The following is a 14327-nucleotide window of genomic DNA, read 5'->3' as shown; positions in this document are numbered from 1 at the left end:
ACAAGAATGCTCAGCAAGGGGAACCAAAACATGAAGCTGAAAAGTCTATTGCTCGCCACATACTTCGCTGCAGGCCTCACCGCGGCCCAGGCAGCCGATGGCGAATTGTCGATCGGAACGGAGGGTGAGTATCCGCCATGGAGCATGGCTGACGCCGCTGGCAACGTCACCGGTTTCGACGCGGATGTCGGAAACCTGCTCTGCGCCAAGCTGGAAATGAAATGTCATTTCGTCGTGCAGGCCTTCGATGGCCTCATTCCGGCACTGAAGGCCAAGCGTTTCGACATCATCATTTCCGGCATGTCGATCACCGCAGAGCGCAAGAAGCAAATCAACTTCTCGGTCGGCTATGCGGAACTCGCCAACATGTTCGTGGTGAAGAAGGATTCCGATCTGGCCGGTGTCAAGGACATCGAGACGCTGCTGACTTCGCTCGACGGCCGTACGGTCGGCGTCCAGGCCGGAACGACCCATGCGCATTTCATGGAAAAGCGAGCCGCCTCGGCGGTCCTTAAGACCTATGACACGCTCGATCAGATGCAGATCGATCTTGCGAGTGGCCGCGTCGAGGCGGCGTTTGCCGACTCTTCCGCGCTCCAGGACTTCCTGGGACGCCCCGACGGCAAGGACTTCCAGTTCGTCGACGTCAAGGTGCTGAGCACCTTCGACCCGACGCTCGGCGAGGGCATCGGCGTCGGTATCGCGCAGGAGAACACCGAACTGAAGACCCGCATCGACAAGGCGCTTTGCGAACTGGTCGCCGACGGCTCGATCGGCAAGGCAAGCCAGACCTGGTTCAAGACGGACATCTCCCGTCCCTGCCAGTAACGACAACGGCATCCCCGGAGAAGGAGAGGCCCGCAGGTCGCTCCCTTCTCCGGGGGGTATCCGACAGGACAATGCGAAGGTAGGCGGGTTCGATGGCACTTGGATTTTGGCAGGTATGGGAAGGCGGCTGGATCTCCGCGATCCTGCGTGGGGCGGTGATCACAATCGCGCTTGGCATGGCGAGCATGGCCTTTGGCATCGTCATCGGCGTTGCCTGTGGCCTCATCAAATGGGCGCGGGTTTTCCCGCTGACACTTGTCGTGGACTTCTACACGTCGATCGTGCGCGGCGTGCCGGAACTTCTCATCATCTATCTCCTTTTCTTCTCCTCGGTCGAGTTCGTGGCCCAGGTCGCAGCGGCGTTCGGTTATGAAGGACTGGCCGGCAACGGTTACGCCTTCACCATCGCGGTCGTCGCGATTGCTGCCATTTCGGGAGCCTATTCGACGGAGGTGGTGCGCGGGGCGCTCGCGGCTATTCCCAACGGACATATCGAGGCGGCGCGGGCGCTCGGGATTCCGGGCAGACGCATCTTCCGCCGGATCATAGCCCCGCAGATGCTGCGGATTGCTGTGCCGGGCATGAACAATGTCTGGCAGACCACCATCAAGGATACTGCCCTCGTCTCCGTGGTCGGCTTACAGGAACTGATGCGTGCCGCCTTCGTCGGCGCGGGTTCAACCCGCAATCCCTTCATCTTCTATTTCATCGCCGCCCTCGTCTACCTTGCGATCACGCTGGTCAGCCAGGGTGGTTTCGACTGGATCGAACGCCTTCTGCGCCCCCGTACGAGGAAATAGGCCATGGATCTCGAACTCGCTTTCTTCGCAGTTCCGACCCTTGCCAAGGGACTGTGGCTTACCGCCCTCCTGACGGCCTCTTCGGTCGCCATCGGCTTTAGCATCGGCCTGGCGCTAGCGGTCATGCGCCTGTCGAAAAGCAAGGCTCTGAGCAGCTTTGCCAAGGGATACAGCACCGTCTTTCGCGGTACGCCGCTCCTGGTACAGCTCTTCCTCTTCTATTACGGCCTCGGCCAGCTTTCCTTCGTGCGGGACAATCCCGTTCTCTGGTGGATCATCGGCGATGGCGCCCACTGCGCGGTCATGGCGCTCGCGCTCAACACTGCGGCCTATACGTCGGAGATTCTGCGCGGCGGCCTTATGTCCATTCCGGGAGGGCTCGTCGAAGCGGCACAGGCCTGCGGTATGTCGCGGCTGCTGCGCTTTCGCCGGATCACCTTCCCTCTCGCGATCCGGCAGGCGCTACCGGCCTACGGCAACGAACTCGTCCTCGTCGTGAAGGGAACGAGCCTTGCCTCCACCATCACCGTTCTGGAAATCACCGGCCATGCGAAACGGCTGATGAGCCAGACCTATGCGATCCTCGAAATATTCGCCATCGCCGGGGTGCTCTATCTGCTGATCAATCTGGTGCTGATCACGTTCGTTCGGCTCCTGGAAGCGCGTCTCACAAGCTACCTGCCCCGATAGGCCAGACCGCCTGAAGTGGCTGAAAACCTTAAAAGAAAGAGAAATACGATGGATGTACGCGCCGCCGTAGCCGTTCAGGCAGGCAAGCCGCTCGAAGTCATGACGGTTCAGCTCGAAGGCCCAAAGGCCGGCGAAGTGCTGATCGAGGTCAAGGCCACCGGCATCTGCCACACCGACGACTTCACCCTGTCGGGCGCCGACCCGGAAGGCCTGTTCCCGGCGATCCTCGGCCATGAGGGCGCCGGCATCGTCGTCGACGTCGGCCCGGGCGTCACCTCGGTGAAGAAGGGCGATCACGTCATTCCGCTCTATACGCCCGAGTGCCGCTCCTGCCCGTCGTGCCTGTCGCGCAAGACCAACCTGTGCACCGCCATCCGTTCGACCCAGGGGCAAGGCCTGATGCCGGACGGCACCTCGCGTTTTTCGATCGGCAAGGACAAGATCCACCACTACATGGGCTGCTCGACCTTCGCCAACTACACGGTGCTGCCGGAGATCGCGGTTGCCAAGGTCAACCCGGACGCCCCCTTCGACAAGATCTGCTACATCGGCTGCGGCGTCACCACCGGCATCGGCGCGGTGATCAACACCGCCAAGGTCGAGATGGGCGCGACCGCGATCGTCTTCGGTCTCGGCGGCATCGGCCTCAACGTCATCCAGGGCCTGCGTCTGGCCGGCGCCGACATGATCATCGGCGTCGACCTCAACAACGACAAGAAGGCCTGGGGCGAACGCTTCGGCATGACCCATTTCGTCAACCCCAAGGAGGTCGGCGACGACATCGTGCCTTACCTCGTCAACATGACCAAGCGCGGGGCCGACCAGATCGGCGGCGCCGACTACACCTTCGACTGCACCGGCAACACCAAGGTGATGCGCCAGGCGCTCGAAGCCTCGCACCGCGGCTGGGGCAAGTCGGTGGTCATCGGCGTTGCCGGCGCCGGCCAGGAGATCTCCACCCGGCCGTTCCAGCTGGTCACCGGCCGCAGCTGGATGGGCACGGCGTTTGGCGGCGCCCGCGGCCGCACCGACGTGCCGAAGATCGTCGACTGGTACATGGAGGGCAAGATCGAGATCGATCCGATGATCACCCACACCATGCCACTCGAGGACATCAACAGGGGCTTTGAACTGATGCATTCCGGCGAAAGCATCCGCTCGGTGGTGCTATACTGAGCGCGGGTTGAGGACCACCTGCAAACTGCACATGCATTTCTCGCACCGCCGCGCCACCGGCCGGCGGCGCGCCAGTAAGCAGCCGGGCATCAAGCGCCGGTCAAAAAGGAGGAGAAGCCCATGCCAGGCATTGCCATCCATCCATCCCTCGACAGCGGGTTCAAGGCAACGAATGCCGCCTTTTCGGGCGGCACACTCGTCTGCAACTGCACGAGCAATCCCGTGAAGGTCCGCATCAACGGCGATATCGCGCACAACCATGCCTGTGGCTGCACCAAATGCTGGAAACCCGATGGCGCGGTGTTCTCAGTCGTTGCCGTCGCACCGACCGCCAATGTCGAGGTGCTGGAGAACGGCGACAAGCTCGCGGTGGTGGATCCTGATGCGCTGATCCAGCGCCATGCCTGCAAGGCGTGTGGCGTGCACATGTACGGCCCGGTCGAACGCGATCATGCGTTCAAGGGGCTTGCCTTCCTGCATCCCGAACGGTTCCAGGAAACGGGCTGGGCAAAACCCGGCTTTGCCGCCTTCGTCTCCTCGATCATCGAGAGCGGCTACGACCCGGCGAAGATGGATGGCGTGCGCAGTCGGCTGCGCGAACTGGGGCTCGAGCCCTATGACTGCCTCAACCCCGTCCTGATGGACGTGATCGCCACATGGACGGCGAAGAAGAGCGGCGCGCTCAAGTCAGCCTGAACGCCCTACCGCACCCACCTCAACCCTCTCCACATCCACCAGCAGGTCGCATCGCATGGATTGCCTAAAGCCCGAGTTCAAAGCCGAAATTCGCAAGATTGTCGGTGACGGAAATTTCAAGGACGGAGAGGCGATCTCCACGATCGACCACGGTGTCGCGCCCGAAAATCTGGGGGCATGCGCTGTCGCGTTCCCCAGAACAACCGACGAAGTTGCGGCGGTCGTCAAATGTTGCCGCGCCAGCGGCGTTCCGCTCGTAACCCACGGCGGGCGAACGGGGCTCGTCGGCGGCGCCATATCCAGGCCGGGCGAGCTGGTGCTTTCGACCGCACGCCTCAATCGAATTCTTCATATTTCGCCGATCGAGCGCGTTGCGGTCGTCGAGGCGGGCGTAACACTGCAGGCGCTGCAAGCCGCAGTTGCCGAACATAGACTTGAGACGGGGATAGATTTGCCTTCGCGCGGGTCGGCAACGATCGGAGGCATGGCGTCGACCAATGCCGGGGGTATCGCTGCCTTTCGGTTCGGGGTCATGCGGCATCGCATTCTCGGCCTGGAGGCGGTGCTTGCCGATGGTTCCATCTATTCGGACATGACGCGGGTCGTGAAGAACGCCGCGGGCTATGATCTGAAACATCTCTTTGTCGGAGCGGAAGGTACGCTCGGCATCATCACGCGCATTGCCGTCAAGCTTGAACCCCAGCCAGCGGCCACCGCCACAGTTCTGTTCGGTCTACCATCGGTGGCCGCGGCTCTCGCGGTTGTCCGTCGCGGCCTCGATGCCGAGTATGGTCAACTGCGTGCGGCGGAAGCGATCTGGAACGCTTACTTCCGCCTGACGTCCGGCCATCAGTCCTGGTCGGCCATGGACTACAGTCCCGACCATCCGATCAACCTGCTGGTCTCGCTGGGCGGGGCCGAAGAGGGAGCGTTACAGTCGGAACTGGAACGTATCTACGAGAACGTCATCGCGGATCATCCTGACGCCTCGGCGGTGATCGCTTCCTCGGGTGCGCAGGAGGCGGATCTTTGGCGACTGCGGGAAGACACGGATCTGATCTATCGAAAACATCCGAATGCGCCATCCTACGATGTCTCCGTCCCGCTTTCGGAAATCGGCTCCTACCTCGATCGCTGTCTTGCGGGCTTGAGAGAATTGGACCTTTCCCCCTACGTGTTCGGCCATCTCGCCGACGGAAATCTCCACATCGTGCTCAACGCCGCCGGCAGCGATATTTCGGCCGAAAAATCGAAAGCCATCGAGACGATCCTCTATGCGGATATCGGTGCGATCGGCGGAGCGTTCTCCGCAGAACATGGGATTGGTATCAAGCGCGTCGGGCAGTTGCTGGACACTTCAAGTCCAGCGAAACTGGCGCTGATGCATCGTGTGAAGGACACGCTCGACGCAGCCGCTATCCTCAATCCCGGCAAGGTTCTGCGCCTGGGTACCATCTAGCGAAGGTACCTACCTCTCATTCGCCGGAGTTGGCGCCTCTCACCGCCCCTCGCTGAGTTTCGGTTCGAGGCGGGCGAGATCAACGCGCCCGCCTCGAATTGGTCAAGCGCTTACTTGGCGATCGGTGCGTAGGCGCCGTTACTCCAGCGGTTGATGTCGTAGCTGGCATCCTTCAGGTCGCCCTTTGCGTCGAAGGCCACCGAGCCAACCACGGTGTCGATCGGCTGGCCGTTCTTCAGCGCCTCGGCGACCTTTGTCGGATCGTCCGAACCGGCACGCTCGATGCCCTGCGCGAAGGCCTGAATGACCGCATAGGAGAACAGCGTGAAGCCTTCCGGCTTGAAGCCGCCGGCCTGTATCTTTGCCACGGCTTCCTTTGCTTCAGGTTTGGCCTGGGGATCGGACGGGAAGACGAAGAGCGTGCCCTCGCCCGCCGCGCCCGCGACCTGCCAGAATTCCGGCGATGCGATCGAGTCCGGCATGATCAGCTGGAATTGATACTTCTGCTCGGCGGCCTGACGCAGGATCAGGCCGGCTTCCGGATGGTATCCGCCGAAATAGACGACATCGGCCTTGGCGTCCTTCAGTTTCGTCACGAGCGCGTTGTAGTCCTTCTCGCCCGCATTGATGCCCTCATAAAGGACTTCCTTGAGACCGCTCTCGTTCATCGTGGCGCGCACCGCATTGGCAACGCCCTGACCATAGGCCGTCTTGTCATGCAGGACGGCGACGTTCTTGCCGGCATATTCCTTGGCGATCCACGGGCCGATGAAGGCGCCCTGTGCGTCGTCACGGGTGTAGAGGCGCATGATGTTGGTCCAGCCCTTGTCCGCCGCGTCGTCCGTCATGACCGGATTGGACGAGGCAGGGCTCATCATCAGCGTGCCGTTTTCGGCATAGACCGCCGAGGCCGGAATGCTGGAGCCCGAGCAGGCATGCCCATCGACGAAGCCGATGCCACTTGCCGCGATCCGGTTGGCAACCGAGACGGCCTGCTTCGGATCACACTGGTCGTCTTCGAACTGCAGCTTGATCTGGCGGCCAAGCACGCCACCCTTGGCGTTGATGGCGTCCGCAGCCGCCTGAGCACCCTGCCGGAACTGGTCACCAATCGTGGCGAGGGGCCCGGTCAGGGGACCTGCCACGGCAAACGTCAGGTCATCGGCGCGCGCAGCCGTCCCCATAAGCAGGCCAAGGGCCGTGCCGATAATCAGAACTCTTCTCATGGTCTCTCCCTTCAAGTTGCCCGGCCTTATGCGGGGCACTCCTCCAAAATGAAATCTTCACCTTCACGTGCGGCCGCTTCGCTTGAAAAAAGCGGCTGGCATTCGAGCCATTCCCACAGATAGGCGGCAAGTCCCCGTTCGACGTGGACACGCAACGTCTGCGTGTCTCCATGGAAATAGACGCTGCAGGTCAGGCCGCAAAACTGCAAGGCGGCACAGGGGCCGGGATTGCCAGGATCAAGCGCCGTCGCCCGCGCCACGAGGTCCCGCACGCCTTCGCCGTGCGCTTCCAGGACGCGCTGCGCCGAACCGAGCGCCGTGACCCCATAGCCATCATCATGCCAGCCGACAGCACACTCGGTGGCCGGCAATCCGACTGCAAGCAAGCGGTCGCGGCCAACGCGCACGGCATAACGCGCGCCCCTGGCAAGACCCAGGGCGCCGACATCCTCGCCGAGACCATGGCGCTCGCGAAAGCGGTCGATATCGCCGCTGACGAGATGCTGCGTGAGGCCAGGGATGGCGCGCACCTCGATGGCTCGGCCTAAGAGGCGGGCGCAGTTCCAATCCGGTTCCGGCTTCCACTTCACCGAATTATCAAGCATGGAGACGACCTCCATCCGCATCGAAAGCGCAAGGGGCGACAATGCGGGCGCGACGCAGTTCCCGCAGATGCTGAAACTCGACGATCTCTCCCATTCGGGAAAGGCCACGCTCGATAAGCCCAAGTGCGATCGGCCGCTGCAACACAGGACTGAAGTAGCTTGATGTGACAAAACCGGCACTGCGGATCCCGCCCGAATGGCGTTCGATCCCGTGCGCGCCGGTCGGTAGCACACCCTTGCCGTCGACCGTTTCAAGCCCGACGAATTGACGGCGATCCGGACGCTGCGCATCCTCCGTGAGCAGCGAACGGCGGCCGATGAATTCGACCTTTTTCTTCTCAAGTGGCGCCGTCAGGCCGAAATCCATCGGCCGGCTTGTGCCGTCCGTATCCTTGCCTATGACGATGTAACCTTTCTCCGCGCGCAGGATCATCAAGGCTTCGAGGCCGAGCAACGTCGCCCCGAAGGCCGCGCCTTCCCGACGCAATCGCGCCCAGAGCCTGCCAGCATGGTCGGCTGGCACGGAAATCTCATAGGAACGCTCGCCGGTGAAGCTGATGCGCGCGACCCGCACCGGCACGCCTTCGGAGGTGCCGGACGCGACCGCCATATGTGGCAAGGCCATGTCGTCGAGCGAGACCCCAAGGCCTATCGTTTCCAGAAGGGACCGCGCGCGCGGGCCAGTGACAGTGAGCGTTGCCATCTCGGCAGTCGCATCGTGGATGAACACCCGCCGGCGGTCGAAGCGATCCTGTCGCCATTCCTCGAGGAGCGCATGGATCCCGGCGACATGGGACGATGAGCAGGAGACCATGAACCGGTTCGCGTCCAGCCGGACGAGAACCCCGTCATCATAGACATTGCCGGCCTCGGTCAGGATGAAGCCGTAGCGGCACCGCCCGACCCCAAGGGTCGACACGGTGTTGTAATAGATGAAATCAAGGAAGGATGCCGCATCCGGTCCGAGAACCTCGATCTTGCCCAGAGGCGAACCGTCGAAGAGCGCCACGCCGTTGCGAGCCGCACTGGCTTCTGCCTGGATATGTTCCTCCGGAGAACCGGCTCCATAGAAGGCCGGACGGAGCCAGCCGCCATATTCGCGAAACACCGCATCTTCGGCTCGATGTTCCTTTTCAAGCGGCAACCGGCGCAACGGGTTCATCCGTGTGCCCGAACGGGCGCCCGCAAAGGAGGCGAGCGGCACCGGGGTGAACGGCGGGCGATAGGTGGTCGTGCCGACCTCCGGAATACGTCTGCCGGTCAACTCAGCCATCAATGCCAGGCCGTTGACGTTGGAGGTCTTGCCCTGGTCGGTCGCCATGCCGAGCGTGGTGTAGCGCTTCAGGTGCTCGACCGAAACGAAATTCTCCCGGACGGCCAGTTCCACGTCCTTGGCCGTGACATCGTTCTGGAGATCGATCCAGACCCGCTCCTTGGCATCGGGTTTCGGCCAGGCAGCAACGATATCAAGGTCATCCTCGACATCACCAGCAAGCTCCGGTGGAAGCGAAAAATCACCCGCCGCAGCGCCGATCACCTCCACACCTGTGACCGGGCGGCCGGGCACGAAAGCGAGGATGTCGTCGCGCCAGTCGAGCTTGCCCTGCGCCTGGCAATAGAGATGCACGGTCGGCGTAAAACCGCCGGAGACAAGAACTGTATCGGCCTCTAGCGTACTGCCGTCCGAAAGCGCGACGGCGCTGACCGCCCCCTTGCCGCGCGCAGATCGAACCGTGAGCCCCCTCAATACGCGGGAGCCCGCCGGAGTTGGACCGTTCATCCGATAGTCTACGACGGTGACGTCGGCGCCGACGGCAGCGAGCGCCTCCGCCGTCTCATAGGCAAGTCCGTTGTTGGTCGCGACCACCACCTTGCGGCCGGCGGCAACGCCGAAGCGGCGAAGATAGACCAGTGCTGCCTCCGCAGACATGATGCCGGGCAGATCATTGTTGCCGAAGGGCAGCGGCCGCTCGATGGCGCCGGTCGCAAGCACGATCGATTTCGCGCGCACCCGGTAAAGCCGGTCCGGCGTACCGTCAGTGCCCCGTTGGTTCAGGCCAACCAGGCCGTGATCATAGATGCCGAAGGCCGTAGTGCCAGCCAGCACGATCGCACCGGCCCGTTCCAGTTCCAGAACGACATCCGCGGCCCAGTCTGCTCCCGGCTTTCCCTCGATCTCCCCCTTGCGGAAGAGCAGGCTGCCGCCGGCACGCGCACCGTCGTCGCAGAGCACGACGCGTCGCCCGGAGCGCAAGGCGCTACGCGCCGCGGCAAGGCCCCAAGGCCCCGCGCCGATCACCAGCACGTCGCAATGGTGGTTGATTTGCTCGGAAAGCCATGGCCCCTCGGCATTTGTGTCCAGAGTGCCGAGGCCAGCCATCTGCCGGATGCGCGGCTCGAACCGATGCCAGTCGGGAAACATGAAGGTCTTGTAGTAGAAGGCGGCAGGTATGAAGCGCGAGAACGCATCGAGGAAGGCATGACGGTCCTTCTCGGCGCTCGGATCGGCGTTGACGCTGCGGACCACCATGCCATCCTCGGCAAGGATCCGTGTCGCCCGGCTGTTCGGCATGCCCCCGGCAATGTCGACGAGCGCGTTTGGTTCCTCGACACCTGCGCCCCAGAGGCCGCGCGGGCGATGGTACTTGAAACTGCGGCCAACAACGGTCACGCCATTGGCCAGCAGCGCCGAAGCAACCGTATCCCCGGCAAACCCTTCGACCGCCCGACCATCGAAGGTGAAGCGCAACGGTCGTGTCCTGTCGATGGCCGTTCCGTCTTCAGTGCGCCATGCCGTCATCGCCGCCTCCTTCCACCAACGCCATCGACCGCATCACCCGGTGGTGAACGGTGTCGCGCTCCATGCGAAACACTTCGCCGCAGGTCAGGTGCATCCAGATTTCGTTTGCCGGCCCCTTCGGGTTGTTGCGCTCATGCAGATAGGCGGTCCATTGACCGTCGGTCACATCGCGAAAACCTTCCGGGCGCTGATTGCCGGCGTCGCCACCGAAGTGAAATTCGCTCTCGTTCCTTGGGCCACAGAACGGGCATGGAAAAAGCTGCATTCCGTCCTCCTAGTGCGCGATGCCGGAGCCGGCCGCTTCATCGATCAGACGCCCGCGCGCAAAGCGCTCAAGATCAAACGGGCGGCTGACGTCGTGGTGTTTTCCCGTGGCCAGCAGATGGGCAAGCAGCGTGCCGCCGGCGGGGATCGCCTTGAAGCCGCCCGTTCCCCAACCGCAATTCAGAAAGAGGCCCGGCAGCGGGCTCTCCCCAAGGATCGGTGACGAGTCCGGCGTTACATCGACGATGCCCGCCCATTGCCGCATCAACCGGAGCTGCCGGAAGCTCGGAAACATTTCGAGCAGGCCCGAAACGACGTGTTCGAGCACTGGAAGATTGCCACGCTGCCCGTAAGACGGGACCCGGTCGAGGCCGCCGCCGATCACGAGTTCGCCCTTGTCCGACTGGCTCGCATAGGTGCCGGTTGCAGGAGAGAGCACGACCGTGTCGAGCGCCGGCTTGATCGGCTCGGAAACACAGGCCTGCAGCGCGTAGGACGTGATCGGCAGCCGAAACCCTGCCTTGGCGGCGAGATGCGAGGAATTGCCGGCCACGACCATGCCGACGCGGTCTGCCCGGATTTCGCCGCGGCTGGTCCTCACGCCGCGGCAGCGACCGCCCTCCACGAGGAATTCCTCGACCTCACAGGACTGGATGATGTCGACGCCCAGCCGGTCGGCTGCGCGCGCGTATCCCCAGGCGACGGCGTCGTGTCGCGCCGTCCCGGCCCTTCCCTGCCAGACCCCGCCGAAGACCGGATAGCGCGCCTCAGGCGATAGATTGATCAGCGGCAGCACCCGGCGCACGTCCTCGACGTCGAAAAGCTCGGCGTCCGTACCGTTGATCTGCATGGCATTGACCGTGCGCGCGGCCATTTCCATCTCGGCCTCGCTGTGCGCCAAGGTGATGATGCCGCGCTGGGAGAGCATGATGTTGTAGTTGAGGTCGCGCCCCAGCGTCTCATAGAGGCGGAGCGCCATTTCGTAGAGCGCGGTGCTTTCGGGGAAAAAGTAGTTCGACCGGACGACCGTCGTGTTGCGCCCGGTGTTGCCGCCACCAAGCCACCCCTTCTCGATGACCGCAATGTTTCGGATGTTGTGGTTCTTGGCGAGGTAGTAGGCGGTTGCAAGCCCGTGACCGCCGCCACCAATGATCAGGATGTCATAGCGCGGCTTTTGCTCGGGAGAGCGCCAGGCCTTCTGCCAGCCTTTTTGGGCGTTGAGACCTTCCTTGAAGAGCGCAAAAGCGGAATAGCGCCGCGTCATCGGGAGGCACCGCCTCGTGAGCTCGCGGCATATGTCGGACCGGCTGACAAGGCTGACTGCTGCATTGAGATGCCCTCGCGGTGAAGGAACCGGCCCGCCAGAAATCCCGCGTGTTCGATCCACCTGCGCATCATTAGCGGCTCTAGACACAAATGTCTAGACACCTGTAAAATGAACAGCCGCTATATACAGCTCAACTTACGAAATAGGCATGTACATTGCCCCATCTGCACAAAACAATAGGTACAGACATGTCCACTCCAAGTTCAGCTCTCGGGCTGAACACGTCGCATGACGGCGGTGAAGGACTCGACTTCTTCTTCGGCAGGGAGCCGCCCGGTGAAGCTGAGAAGATAGGGGCGGAGCAACCGCAATCGCATTTCGCGGCCATCGCGTATGCCGAGCGTGAAGTGGCCCACTTGCGTGAAGTAGAGCACGCGGGCGCGGATGAACGCCTCTTCGTCGGGGTACCCGTATCGCAGAAACATGCGGGTGATTGCATCGATGCGTTGATCGTCCGCCTGGTCGACCACGCCGCGAACCACAGCGTCCACCTGGCCCCAGGATCTGACGGCCGCATCGAGCCGCGGGTCGAACAGCGACGGGTCGACCCAGCACTCGAAGATGTGGCAAACAGCCTTCGTTACGGTGGCCGCCGGACGCAACGACCGCTCGATAATCGGGCTGGTATTCTTTGTGAGCCAGTATTCCAGTAGTTCCCGATGCAGCGCCTGCAGATCGGCAAAAAACCAGTAGAAACTCGACCGGGAAACATCGAGCTTCTTGGCCATCACCTGGATCTTTACATTGGCGATACCCTCTTCGATCAGAGCGTCAATACCGGCATCGATCCAAGCCTCGCGCGTCATGCGGCCAGCCAGTTTCGCGGTTTCCTCTTTTGCCCCACGGGGCTTTGCTGCACTCACCGTCTCTCCTTACCCGTACTGCTTGGCAGTTTGCGGATCTGGTCGCTGATGTTGCCCAAAGCAGAAGAGATATCAAGTTGGTGGAGCACGCCTCAACTGGCTGAAATTCACCCGCGCGCACTCGGAAGATTCACCAGCAAGAGGCGAGCCTAGTCATACGTCTGTCACCGAAGCCCGCAATATCTCGACACCCTGCTCGCCTTGGTGGAATGAAAGCCAACCCATTGCTTCTGCAGTCGGTTCCGGTATCGAGTTTCAATATCGCAATCCGGCTGCACGGACTGGGCGGGGGCGGGACGGAAATCCGGGAGTTGTTGGTGAAAGCATCGGCGAAAACACTGCATGAACAGGTGACAAGACCTCCCCAAGGTACGCCGGCCGAAGTCTTCGGCGCCTTTTTGAAGCTCGGGCTGACATCGTTTGGCGGGCCGATCGCTCATCTTGGCTATTTCCGCGACGAATTGGTGGTGCGTCGCAAGTGGATCGACGAGGCCGGTTATGCTGATCTCGTCGCGCTTTGCCAGTTTCTGCCCGGTCCCGCCTCAAGTCAGGTCGGCTTTGCTCTCGGCCTCCTGCGCGGTGGCCCGCTCGGCGCACTCGCCGCCTGGGCCGCGTTCACACTACCGTCTGCCCTCCTGCTGGTCATTTTTGCATTGGCGGCCACGTCCTTTGATGGCCCGATTGGAACGGGCCTGCTGCACGGACTGAAGATTGTTGCCGTCGCGGTCGTGGCGCAGGCCGTGTGGGGCATGACAAAGAGCCTCACTCCGGATCGCGAACGCGCCAGCATTGCCGTTGCTTGCGTGTTGATCGTCGTGTTTGCGGCGGGAGCGATCGGGCAAATCGCGGCGATCACATTTGGCGCAATCGCCGGCACCGTGCTGTGTCGCAACGGCCCGGCGGCGGGATCCACACACTTGACTTTCCACGTTGGCCGGCCAGTCGGCATCATTTGCCTCGTAACCTTCTTCGTTTTGCTCGGTGCTCTCCCGATTGCTGCGGGCATCTCAAAGAGTTGGGGGCTGTTCGATGCCTTCTATCGGTCCGGTTCTCTCGTCTTTGGCGGCGGGCATGTGGTGTTGCCGCTGCTCCAGGCGGAAGTGGTCGCTCCGGGTTGGGTTTCCAACGATGCCTTCCTCGCCGGTTATGGCGCGGCGCAGGCAGTCCCAGGGCCGCTTTTTACCTTTGCCGCCTATCTTGGTGCGGTCATGGGGCCGGAACCCAACGGCATTCTCGGCGCAGGCATTTGCCTCGTTGCGGTTTTCCTGCCCGGCTTCCTGCTGCTCGTCGGCGCCCTTCCGTTTTGGGACAACTTTCGCAAACGGCCCATCGCTCAGGCTGCAATGCGCGGCGCGAACGCCGCCGTGGTCGGGATATTGGGAGCGGCACTTTACAGCCCGGTCTTTACAAGCGCCGTATTGAACGCCCACGATTTCGCGCTGGCGCTGACGGCATTCATCCTGCTCGTGGTGTGGAAGGCGCCACCGTGGGTCGTTGTGGCGTTGACGGCCGTAGGTGGCACTCTGCTGCGCTCTTTCTGAGTTTTGCAGGTATCCGGCGCCGCGACTTCCCCTGGCGGTTTCTTCGCCCGGA

13 protein-coding genes are annotated in these 14327 nt (G+C 62.5%); 7 read left to right on the top strand and 6 right to left on the bottom strand.

Features of this window, described 5'->3' with window-relative positions:
• Positions 1-30 precede the first annotated feature (30 nt).
• The 6 genes from PWG15_RS23355 (at position 31) to PWG15_RS23330 (ending at position 5649) form a co-directional block, all read left to right on the top strand.
• Positions 31-828 carry a transporter substrate-binding domain-containing protein gene (locus PWG15_RS23355; RefSeq protein ID WP_275026409.1) on the top strand — a complete coding sequence of 266 codons (798 nt, stop codon included), beginning with the start codon at positions 31-33 and terminating at the stop codon, positions 826-828.
• A gap of 92 nt (positions 829-920) precedes the next feature.
• Positions 921-1628 (top strand): ABC transporter permease, encoded by a 708-nt coding sequence (locus PWG15_RS23350; RefSeq protein ID WP_275026408.1) that lies wholly within the window; start codon positions 921-923, stop codon positions 1626-1628.
• A 3-nt stretch (positions 1629-1631) separates the two neighbouring features.
• Positions 1632-2318 (top strand): ABC transporter permease, encoded by a 687-nt coding sequence (locus PWG15_RS23345; protein ID WP_275026407.1) that lies wholly within the window; start codon positions 1632-1634, stop codon positions 2316-2318.
• Between the two features lie 48 nt (positions 2319-2366).
• Positions 2367-3494, top strand: a complete 1128-nt coding sequence (locus tag PWG15_RS23340; RefSeq protein ID WP_275026001.1) for an S-(hydroxymethyl)glutathione dehydrogenase/class III alcohol dehydrogenase — start codon at positions 2367-2369, stop codon at positions 3492-3494.
• 120 nt (positions 3495-3614) lie between these two features.
• A complete protein-coding gene (gfa, locus tag PWG15_RS23335; RefSeq protein WP_275026405.1) occupies positions 3615-4190 on the top strand; it encodes an S-(hydroxymethyl)glutathione synthase in 576 nt (191 codons plus the stop codon).
• A gap of 55 nt (positions 4191-4245) precedes the next feature.
• Entirely contained in the window at positions 4246-5649 is a 1404-nt protein-coding gene (locus PWG15_RS23330) for an FAD-binding oxidoreductase (RefSeq protein ID WP_275026404.1), read from the top strand.
• Between the two features lie 110 nt (positions 5650-5759).
• Here PWG15_RS23330 and PWG15_RS23325 read toward each other — a convergent pair whose 3' ends face one another.
• The 6 genes from PWG15_RS23325 to PWG15_RS23300 form a co-directional block, all read right to left on the bottom strand.
• A complete protein-coding gene (locus PWG15_RS23325; RefSeq protein WP_275026403.1) occupies positions 5760-6875 on the bottom strand; it encodes a branched-chain amino acid ABC transporter substrate-binding protein in 1116 nt (371 codons plus the stop codon).
• Between the two features lie 26 nt (positions 6876-6901).
• Entirely contained in the window at positions 6902-7480 is a 579-nt protein-coding gene (locus PWG15_RS23320; RefSeq protein WP_275026402.1) for an aminomethyltransferase family protein, read from the bottom strand.
• Complete coding sequence (locus tag PWG15_RS23315) at positions 7473-10280, bottom strand: 2Fe-2S iron-sulfur cluster-binding protein (protein WP_275026401.1); 2808 nt, start codon at positions 10278-10280, stop codon at positions 7473-7475. The genes PWG15_RS23320 and PWG15_RS23315 overlap by 8 nt, the downstream gene beginning before the upstream one ends.
• Positions 10261-10545, bottom strand: a complete 285-nt coding sequence (locus PWG15_RS23310; protein ID WP_275026400.1) for a sarcosine oxidase subunit delta — start codon at positions 10543-10545, stop codon at positions 10261-10263. Before PWG15_RS23310 ends, PWG15_RS23315 begins: the two co-directional genes overlap by 20 nt.
• Before the next feature lie 9 nt (positions 10546-10554).
• Positions 10555-11808 carry a sarcosine oxidase subunit beta family protein gene (locus PWG15_RS23305; RefSeq protein WP_275026398.1) on the bottom strand — a complete coding sequence of 418 codons (1254 nt, stop codon included), beginning with the start codon at positions 11806-11808 and terminating at the stop codon, positions 10555-10557.
• Between the two features lie 266 nt (positions 11809-12074).
• Complete coding sequence (locus PWG15_RS23300) at positions 12075-12734, bottom strand: TetR/AcrR family transcriptional regulator (protein ID WP_275026397.1); 660 nt, start codon at positions 12732-12734, stop codon at positions 12075-12077.
• Positions 12735-13051: 317 nt separating this feature from the next.
• Here PWG15_RS23300 and chrA point away from each other — a divergent pair, with 317 nt between their 5' ends.
• Positions 13052-14275 carry a chromate efflux transporter gene (gene chrA / locus PWG15_RS23295; RefSeq protein ID WP_275026396.1) on the top strand — a complete coding sequence of 408 codons (1224 nt, stop codon included), beginning with the start codon at positions 13052-13054 and terminating at the stop codon, positions 14273-14275.
• Positions 14276-14327 lie beyond the last annotated feature (52 nt).

Origin of the sequence: Ensifer adhaerens, assembly GCF_028993555.1 — a bacterium.
Taxonomy (GTDB): domain Bacteria; phylum Pseudomonadota; class Alphaproteobacteria; order Rhizobiales; family Rhizobiaceae; genus Ensifer; species Ensifer adhaerens_I.
The sequence above is the reverse complement of the archived record's forward strand: the minus strand, read 5'-3'. Positions and strand labels throughout refer to the sequence as shown.

Bases quoted from the DNA above. Each gene is read 5' to 3' on its own strand.
- PWG15_RS23355 (WP_275026409.1), top strand. From the start codon at position 31: ATGAAGCTGAAAAGTCTATTGCTCGCCACATACTTCGCTGCAGGCCTC.
- PWG15_RS23350 (WP_275026408.1), top strand. From the start codon at position 921: ATGGCACTTGGATTTTGGCAGGTATGGGAAGGCGGCTGGATCTCCGCG.
- PWG15_RS23345 (WP_275026407.1), top strand. From the start codon at position 1,632: ATGGATCTCGAACTCGCTTTCTTCGCAGTTCCGACCCTTGCCAAGGGA.
- PWG15_RS23340 (WP_275026001.1), top strand. From the start codon at position 2,367: ATGGATGTACGCGCCGCCGTAGCCGTTCAGGCAGGCAAGCCGCTCGAA.
- gfa (WP_275026405.1), top strand. From the start codon at position 3,615: ATGCCAGGCATTGCCATCCATCCATCCCTCGACAGCGGGTTCAAGGCA.
- PWG15_RS23330 (WP_275026404.1), top strand. From the start codon at position 4,246: ATGGATTGCCTAAAGCCCGAGTTCAAAGCCGAAATTCGCAAGATTGTC.
- PWG15_RS23325 (WP_275026403.1), bottom strand. From the start codon at position 6,875: ATGAGAAGAGTTCTGATTATCGGCACGGCCCTTGGCCTGCTTATGGGG.
- PWG15_RS23320 (WP_275026402.1), bottom strand. From the start codon at position 7,480: ATGCTTGATAATTCGGTGAAGTGGAAGCCGGAACCGGATTGGAACTGC.
- PWG15_RS23315 (WP_275026401.1), bottom strand. From the start codon at position 10,280: ATGACGGCATGGCGCACTGAAGACGGAACGGCCATCGACAGGACACGA.
- PWG15_RS23310 (WP_275026400.1), bottom strand. From the start codon at position 10,545: ATGCAGCTTTTTCCATGCCCGTTCTGTGGCCCAAGGAACGAGAGCGAA.
- PWG15_RS23305 (WP_275026398.1), bottom strand. From the start codon at position 11,808: ATGACGCGGCGCTATTCCGCTTTTGCGCTCTTCAAGGAAGGTCTCAAC.